Source organism: Acidiphilium sp. 34-64-41 (assembly GCF_002282635.1).
GTDB classification, from domain to species: domain Bacteria; phylum Pseudomonadota; class Alphaproteobacteria; order Acetobacterales; family Acetobacteraceae; genus Acidiphilium; species Acidiphilium rubrum.
This window is the reverse complement of record NZ_NCJX01000146.1, coordinates 1-6,792: the sequence shown is the minus strand read 5'-3', so window position 1 is coordinate 6,792 and position 6,792 is coordinate 1. Positions and strand designations below refer to the sequence as shown.

Below are 6,792 nucleotides of genomic sequence, written 5' to 3'. Positions count from 1 at the left end.
ATTATCTTGGTTGGCGCAGAACGCTGGAAGCGCTGGGACAGAACGTCACACCCGACGCCTTGATCCTCGGTGCCATCGGTCTCGGACCATATCAACAGGCAACGCTATAAGAGCCAACTTTGTTGACACAGCAGTGGCGAGAGACCTATGGCTCCGAATATCAACAGCCCCTTAATTGGCATCGATAATGCCAATTAGGGTAGGCGACGGCGTCACCGAAATACTGCTTTAGAGGATGGAGCCATACACCTCATGACGATCACGTTGTTGGTCTCTCGGGCCAATTGTGCGATTGAAGCCGAGGGGTTAAGCAGCGCCCCGTCGTGCAAAAGAAATACCAGCGGGCACTAGATCGGCCAGGGTATTTTGGTTCAACGCGATAAGGAACGCTTCGGCGCCGCCGCGCAACAGGCTCCGCAGACGGCATTGAGGCAACAAACAGCACTCTGTCCCATCGACGCGGAAACACTCAACCAGCGGCTGATCTCGTTCCAAATAATCCACGAGGTCGCCCAATCGGATCGAACCCGGATCCGTCGTCATGCTGACGCCGCCCGCGGCACCGCGCGCGCTGGAGAGATAGCCGCCATCGACCAGATCAAGCAGGATTTTGGCAAGGTGGTTGCGCGACACGCCAAGCCGGTGCGCCAGAACCGCCGCTGAAATCACAACGCCCGGTTCGGCCGCCAGCAACATCAGCGCGCGCAAACCATAATCGGTATAGCTGGTCAACCTCATAATCGGACCATAATCTGTATAGTCGGCATTGACAATGCCGGTTTCTTGGCCATACACGTATTTGAAATGCATAATAGTCTCTGCCCGGTGAAATAGCATCGGGTTGCCGCCCCCTCAATTCAAGGAGCGTGTCATGACCGGAACCGATATCGACGAATCGACGATCGAACGCCAAGTCCACGCGTTCTACGCGGCCGTCCGCGCGGATGCGGTGCTCGGGCCGATCTTCGAGGCAAAGGTGACCGATTGGGACCGTCACCTGGGTCGCATGTGCGCGTTCTGGTCATCGGTCGCGCTGATGAGTGGCCGCTATCGTGGCACGCCGATGCAGGCGCATATCGATCTGCCGATCGAGGACGCCCATTTTGGCCGATGGCTCGATCTATGGGGTTCCACCGCACGGGCGCAATGCACGCCCTCCGCGGCGGAACGATTCATTCTGCTCGCTGGGCGGATTGCTCAAAGCTTGTCGCATGGCGTTGCCGTGCATCGGGGTGCGCTGCCGGCACAGCGCGTTTCACACCGTCTCGCAGAAGGAGTTTCATCATGACATCGCATCCCACCGACGTCGAATTATCAAGCCTGCCGGTCGGGCAGATCGCGGCCATGCTGCCCGGAGCCGCCGCGGTGTTCCTGCATCACGGGGTCGATTTCTGTTGTGGCGGCGAGCAGCGCTTGGCCGACGCCGCAGCGGCGCGGACTCTCGATCTGCCGAGCGTACTCGCCGAACTCGCCGAAGTGCCCGCCGCCACGAATTTCGCTTGGTACAACGCTGACACCGCGCAACTCATCGAGCATATCAAGACGCGCTATCACGCAGTGCATCTGAGGGAGTTGCCATGGCTGATTCGGTTGGCCCGCAAAGTCGAGGCCGCGCACAAGGACAATCCTGAGGTTCCGCGCGGCCTGACCGATTTGCTCATGCGCATTGGTGCGGAGGTAAGAATTCATCAGCAGCGCGAGGAGATCATATTGTTTCCGATGATGCTGCGCGGCGTCGCGCCGATGATTGCCAGCGCGATCGCCACGATGCGCGCCGAACATGACCACCACGGCGTGGCTCTCGCCGAAATAGACCGCCTGACCCATGACAGGATGGCTCCCCCCGACGCTTGCCCGACGTGGAAGGCCCTCTGTCTCGGTCTCACGAAGTTCCACGATGATCTGGTGTTACACGTTCATCTTGAAAATAACATCCTGTTTCCGCGTTTCGGCGGCGCTGAACCATTCGAGATTGGAGCTTGAGGTGACGTATGTCGTCACGGAAAATTGCATCAAGTGCAAGTATATGGATTGCGTCGAGGTTTGCCCTGTCGATTGTTTTTATGTCGGCGCGAATATGCTGGTCATCCACCCCGATGAATGCATCGATTGCGGCGTGTGCGAACCGGAATGTCCGGCCGAGGCGATCGTGGCAGATGCGGATAACAAAGCTGCCGCATGGCTGGAAACGAACCGTGAGTTCGCGGCCGTTTGGCCCAACATCACCCGCAAAGGCATCCCACCCGAGGACGCCGATGACTGGAAGGACAAGCCGGGCAAGGCCGTCATGCTGTCGCCGGGACCGGGGATACCGTGACAATTGCGGCCCTTGCGCCGGCTTACCGGTTCCTACTCGCGCTGCATGTGATCGCAGTCATTCTGTGGATGGCAGGCATGATCGTGTTGCCGGCGATTTACGCCCAGCACCGTACCATCGGCAGGGCGCTGGCGGATCAAGCGGGTTTTGCCGCTCTGGAGCGGACGATTTTCAAGATGATCGTCAATCCCGCGATGTACGCGGCGTGGGGGTTTGGCGTTCTGCTGATCCTGACGCCGAGGGCTATCGCCTGGGGCGCGTGGTGGTGGCGGATCAAGGTCGCGGCAGTGCTGCTGCTATCGTGGTATCACGGGGCGCTCTCCGCTTGGCGGCGGCAATTGCGCGATGGCGGCGGCCGGCACGGCGTGCGATTTTATCAAACGGCGACAGCAATTCCGGTCGGATTTATCGTGCTGATCGTAGCGCTTGTGGTCATACAGCCATGACGCGTCACTCGGTTTCAACGCATTTTATGCAGCTGCTTGCTCAACAATTCCGCCAGAACGACAGCATTGTTATGGGTGGTATCACGCGCTGCGAACAAAAGCGTGACCGGCCCGGTGTGGCACAAGGCGAGCAACTGATCGAAACCATCGGGATTAGCGGCCAGTTCCTCGCTATAGGCCGCGACGAAGGCGGACCAGCGCGCCGGATCATGGTCAAACTCCTTGCGCAGCTTTGTGCTGGGCGCGATATCCTTGAGCCAGAGATCGATGCCGGCTTTGGCGCGCGCGAGGCCGCGCGGCCACAACCTATCGACCAGGATCCGCTTGCCGTCGGACGCTTCGGGCGGATCATAGGCGTGTTTGATCACGATGTGCTTCGGTGCATTCACGGGGTTGGACGCTGATGGTCGAGCGCGTTGAGCATGATGGTGGAATGCGCAAACGCACCGCCCGCCCGCATTTCGGCCGCAACCCAGACCGCCTCCATCAATTCCTCCGGTGTCGCGCCCGCCCGTTGGGCGGCTTTGGTATGACCCTCGATGCAATAGGGGCATTGCGTCACATGCGCGACTGCGACTGCGATGATCTGCTTCATCTTGGCGGTCAATGCGCCATCGGCGAACGCCGCCCGGCTAAATGCGTCGAACGCGGCATGCTGGTCCGACGCCAGAACACGGCGCTGTTTGCGGATGTCGGCGGTGGATGCGGGATAGAGATCGTGGGTCATGAGGGTCTCCTGGATAAAGTTCGGTGCTTACAGCGATATCTCCTGCCGATGACGATGGACAAGGTTTGCTCGAAGCCGATCGTTTCAATCTGGTCTGGATCAATAGTTTTGCCTTCGGTTTTGACACTATCCGGACATGACATTAACGTGAGACATAAGAAGGTTATCTGCGCTTTGCGAGGTTCGACATGAGCGATAATTTTTCGGAACCCAATCCAGTCGTCAATTCGTCGGACGCAGAGATTCGCCTGACCCGGCATGAAAAGCCGCGCGGCGCTATTCTGATCGCGACGATCCTGGGTTTGACGATCCTGGCGGTCTGGTTCGGCCTGTATTTGATCTCGGCCATGAGATACACGCCATGAGCGAAAACCTTCCAGGCCCCAAACCACCCAATTATGAACTACGGTGGGTCATCATCGGTGTTTTCGGGCTGGCCATACTGCTGGGTCTATCGATTTGGCGACTGATGGGGGCTCCCGGACGCATCCCGACGACACCCCAAGAAGCGTCGATCCAACATATCCTGGCATCACCGATGTTCAAGCATCCTGGCGTCGTCAAGGTCGGGCCGCATCATTACCGGGTTGCCGTCGTGGCCAGACAGTTCCAGTTTGATCCTGCAAAAATAGTCGTTCCGGTCAATGCGCGAATTGACTTCTACGTGACCAGCGCGGACGTCATCCACGGCTTCGAACTGCAGGGCACCGACGTCAACGTCGAAAGCTTTCCAGGCTACGTCGCACATGTTTTCGCTGTTTTCCGTACGCCGCATAAATACCTCACTGTCTGCGACCAATATTGCGGGATTGGCCATCAGTCGCCCATATGCCCCCAGCCCACCCGGCACAAACTGCAGGCGCGATGCCAACCGCACCCGCCGCGTTCGCTCAGGCCGGTAAAACCGTTTATGCCGCGCATTGTGCAGCCTGCCATCAGGCGAATGGTGCTGGCCTCGCGGGCGCGTTTCCGCCGCTGGTGAAATCGGTGCCCGGCTACACGGCAAGGGTCTTCGGTCGCACGGTTCTGGCCGATGTCCTGCTCTATGGCCTCAAGGGCAAGATCGTTGCGGACGGCAAATCCTATAACGGGGTCATGCCGGCGTGGGGTGGTCAACTGAGTGACCGCCAGATTGCCGAAGTCCTCGATTACGTCACCACCGCCTGGGGCAACGGCCAGGCCGAGCCATCGGAGTTCAAACCCTATCAGCCGCCTGAGATCAAGGCGGAACGCGCCACGACCATGACGGCACAGGAGGTCTGGCAGGCACGCGCGAAACTATCCTTGGGGCATTAACTTTCAGGAGACCAACATGTCGGCAATCACGGGAGCGGTGCCGGGCGAGGCGGCTGACTCCGGCAGTCTGAAGGCTCCCGCACTGGCCTTCATTCTCGTCGCCTTCGCGGCGATGGTGGTGGGATCCGCATTTGGCCCGTCACAGGCGCTGAACTACGCGAATATCAATGTTTATGGCAGCGTGCCAACCAGTTCCTACTATCAGGGGTTGACCATTCATGGCGTATTGAACGGGCTGGTTTTTACCACCTTCTTCAATACCGGCGTGCTGTTCTATTTTCCGGCACGCGAATTGAAAGTGCGAGTCAATCTCGGCTGGGTCTGGCTCGCTTTTGCCATGATGATCCTCGGCTTGGCGTTCACCCTGTCCGCCACGCTGACCAACAACGCCTCTGTGCTCTACACGTTCTACACGCCGCTAAAAGCAACCTGGCCGTTCTATGTCGGTCTGGCGCTCGTGGTTGTCGGCAGCTTGATGGTCGCCGCAGAAACCATCCGCCAGCGAGCCGACTGGAAGCGCCACAATCCGGGCCGGATCACTCCGCTCGTCGCGTATATGAGCACGACCGTCTGGATACTCTGGGCCTTGACCACCATCGGCATCGTCTCGGAGCTGCTGTTTTGGATCATTCCCTGGTCGATGGGATTCCTGGCCGGCATCGATCCGCTACTGACCTTTACCCTGTTCTGGTACACTGGCCACGCGATTGTCTATTTCTGGGTATTGCCGGCCTATATTTCCTGGTACGTGTTCTTGCCGCATGAAGCGGGGGGACACCTCATTTCGGACACGCTCGCCCGCCTAGCGTTCCTGATGTTTTTGCTGTTTTCCGTCGAGGTCGGGCTGCATCATGAAACGACGGCGCCCGGCATCGCGATGGGCTGGAAGATGGAGCAGATGTTCTTCACCTTCTTCATTATTCCGCCCAGCCTCATGACTGCCTTCACCGTGGCGGCCTCGCTGGAAACCGCGGGCCATGCGCGCGGCGGCCGCGGCTGGTTCGGCTGGTTGGGGGCGCTTCCGTGGGACAACCCCAGCGTGGCGGGACAGGTTCTAGCGATGTTCACCTTCATCCTGGGGGGCGCCACCGGCATTCTGCTTGCCAGCATGCCGAACGACGCGATGGTGCATGACACGGCGTTCATTCCCGGCCATTTTCACATCACGGTCGGCACCGCTACCGCCCTCACCTTCATTGCCATGAGTTACTGGCTGATCCCGCATCTCAGCGGGCGGAAACTCTATGCCAAAAAAGTTGCGGTAGTCAGCGTCTGGCTCTGGGCGGCCGGGATGATGGGCATCGGGGTCGGGCTTATGTGGCAAGGATTGTACGGTACGCCACGGCGCGACTGGATCAGCTCCCTCTCGCCCGACCCGTTCGTGCATCCAATTCCGATGGCGATTACTGCGGCGTCCGGCCTCGTTCTGTTGGTCGCGCTGCTGTGTTTCCTCCTTGTCACCATCGGCACGCTGCTCTCGCCGCGCGCCCAGGCCGCCGATGTGCCGGCGATCCCTTTCGGCAATGTGACAATCGCTGAAACCTCGCGCTGGGTGCGTCTGATGGACCGCCTTGGCCTTTGGACGCTAGTGGCGTTCCTGCTTATCGCCGTGGTGTATGGTCCACTGTTCTGGGTTTTGTTGACGCATCAGATCCCGATTGCGCCAAACACCGCCTACTGAAACAAAGAAGCTTGATCCGCCACCCGGCGAGATTGATACAAGCCCGCATGAGCGAAGCCGTTTGGAACCGGACCGGCACCCGCGAGACGCTGCAACGGCTTTCACTCGGTCTGGTCTGCAAGGGGTAGGCTGAGCTCGACTTTCCGCATTTTTAGGCCCGTTTCTTGGCCTGGGTTCGCGGTCATGAGGAACACGTGATTAAACATCTCGTATTTTCCATGAACTTTTATACCAACCGGCTAAACGGTTGACTCGCGGGGGATTCTCAAATTTTTGTGGCTGTGTTTGAATGATTTCTGTCGATTCGCGAGGACGGAGGGATCAT

The 6,792-nt window shown here is 59.0% G+C and carries 11 protein-coding genes; 8 read left to right on the top strand and 3 right to left on the bottom strand.

What is annotated here, in order from left to right; translation table 11 throughout:
• Window positions 1-306: 306 nt before the first annotated feature.
• Window positions 307-810 (bottom strand): Rrf2 family transcriptional regulator, encoded by a 504-nt coding sequence (locus B7X49_RS18215; protein ID WP_286840556.1) that lies wholly within the window; start codon window positions 808-810, stop codon window positions 307-309.
• Window positions 811-871: 61 nt separating this feature from the next.
• On the opposite strand from B7X49_RS18215, the gene B7X49_RS18210 reads away from it, so the two are divergent.
• Genes B7X49_RS18210 through B7X49_RS18195 form a run of 4 tightly spaced genes read left to right on the top strand, consistent with a single transcriptional unit; the run spans window position 872 to window position 2,763 of the window.
• A complete protein-coding gene (locus B7X49_RS18210) occupies window positions 872-1,288 on the top strand; it encodes a group III truncated hemoglobin (protein WP_286840554.1) in 417 nt (138 codons plus the stop codon).
• Complete coding sequence (locus B7X49_RS18205) at window positions 1,285-1,983, top strand: DUF542 domain-containing protein (protein ID WP_286840552.1); 699 nt, start codon at window positions 1,285-1,287, stop codon at window positions 1,981-1,983. The genes B7X49_RS18210 and B7X49_RS18205 overlap by 4 nt, the downstream gene beginning before the upstream one ends.
• A 1-nt stretch (window position 1,984) precedes the next feature.
• Window positions 1,985-2,317 (top strand): ferredoxin FdxA, encoded by a 333-nt coding sequence (gene fdxA / locus B7X49_RS18200; RefSeq protein ID WP_286840558.1) that lies wholly within the window; start codon window positions 1,985-1,987, stop codon window positions 2,315-2,317.
• Entirely contained in the window at window positions 2,314-2,763 is a 450-nt protein-coding gene (locus B7X49_RS18195; protein ID WP_286840550.1) for a CopD family protein, read from the top strand. The genes fdxA and B7X49_RS18195 overlap by 4 nt, the downstream gene beginning before the upstream one ends.
• 14 nt (window positions 2,764-2,777) lie before the next feature.
• Here B7X49_RS18195 and B7X49_RS18190 read toward each other — a convergent pair whose 3' ends face one another.
• Together B7X49_RS18190 and B7X49_RS18185 are read right to left on the bottom strand one after the other, a co-directional pair.
• Window positions 2,778-3,152 carry a DUF488 domain-containing protein gene (locus B7X49_RS18190; RefSeq protein ID WP_286840548.1) on the bottom strand — a complete coding sequence of 125 codons (375 nt, stop codon included), beginning with the start codon at window positions 3,150-3,152 and terminating at the stop codon, window positions 2,778-2,780.
• A complete protein-coding gene (locus B7X49_RS18185; RefSeq protein ID WP_286840547.1) occupies window positions 3,149-3,490 on the bottom strand; it encodes a carboxymuconolactone decarboxylase family protein in 342 nt (113 codons plus the stop codon). The genes B7X49_RS18190 and B7X49_RS18185 overlap by 4 nt, the downstream gene beginning before the upstream one ends.
• Window positions 3,491-3,678: 188 nt before the next feature.
• Between B7X49_RS18185 and B7X49_RS18180 the strand changes: the two genes are divergently transcribed.
• Genes B7X49_RS18180 through B7X49_RS18165 form a run of 4 tightly spaced genes read left to right on the top strand, consistent with a single transcriptional unit; the run spans window position 3,679 to window position 6,467 of the window.
• A complete protein-coding gene (locus tag B7X49_RS18180) occupies window positions 3,679-3,855 on the top strand; it encodes a cytochrome c oxidase subunit 2A (protein ID WP_286840545.1) in 177 nt (58 codons plus the stop codon).
• The gene (locus B7X49_RS18175; protein WP_286840544.1) at window positions 3,852-4,472 is read left to right on the top strand and encodes a cytochrome c oxidase subunit II; all 621 of its coding nucleotides are present in this window, start codon (window positions 3,852-3,854) and stop codon (window positions 4,470-4,472) included. The genes B7X49_RS18180 and B7X49_RS18175 overlap by 4 nt, the downstream gene beginning before the upstream one ends.
• A complete protein-coding gene (locus B7X49_RS18170; RefSeq protein WP_286840543.1) occupies window positions 4,355-4,786 on the top strand; it encodes a c-type cytochrome in 432 nt (143 codons plus the stop codon). Before B7X49_RS18175 ends, B7X49_RS18170 begins: the two co-directional genes overlap by 118 nt.
• Window positions 4,787-4,823: 37 nt before the next feature.
• On the top strand, window positions 4,824-6,467 hold the full coding sequence (locus tag B7X49_RS18165) for a cbb3-type cytochrome c oxidase subunit I (RefSeq protein ID WP_286840541.1): 1,644 nt from the start codon (window positions 4,824-4,826) through the stop codon (window positions 6,465-6,467).
• The last annotated feature ends 325 nt before the right edge of the window (window positions 6,468-6,792 follow it).

Coding starts and splice junctions, on each gene's coding strand:
- B7X49_RS18170 (WP_286840543.1), top strand. CDS start 4,355: ATGCCAACCGCACCCGCCGCGTTCGCTCAGGCCGGTAAAACCGTTTAT.
- B7X49_RS18215 (WP_286840556.1), bottom strand. CDS start 810: ATGCATTTCAAATACGTGTATGGCCAAGAAACCGGCATTGTCAATGCC.
- B7X49_RS18180 (WP_286840545.1), top strand. CDS start 3,679: ATGAGCGATAATTTTTCGGAACCCAATCCAGTCGTCAATTCGTCGGAC.
- B7X49_RS18175 (WP_286840544.1), top strand. CDS start 3,852: ATGAGCGAAAACCTTCCAGGCCCCAAACCACCCAATTATGAACTACGG.
- B7X49_RS18205 (WP_286840552.1), top strand. CDS start 1,285: ATGACATCGCATCCCACCGACGTCGAATTATCAAGCCTGCCGGTCGGG.
- B7X49_RS18210 (WP_286840554.1), top strand. CDS start 872: ATGACCGGAACCGATATCGACGAATCGACGATCGAACGCCAAGTCCAC.
- B7X49_RS18185 (WP_286840547.1), bottom strand. CDS start 3,490: ATGACCCACGATCTCTATCCCGCATCCACCGCCGACATCCGCAAACAG.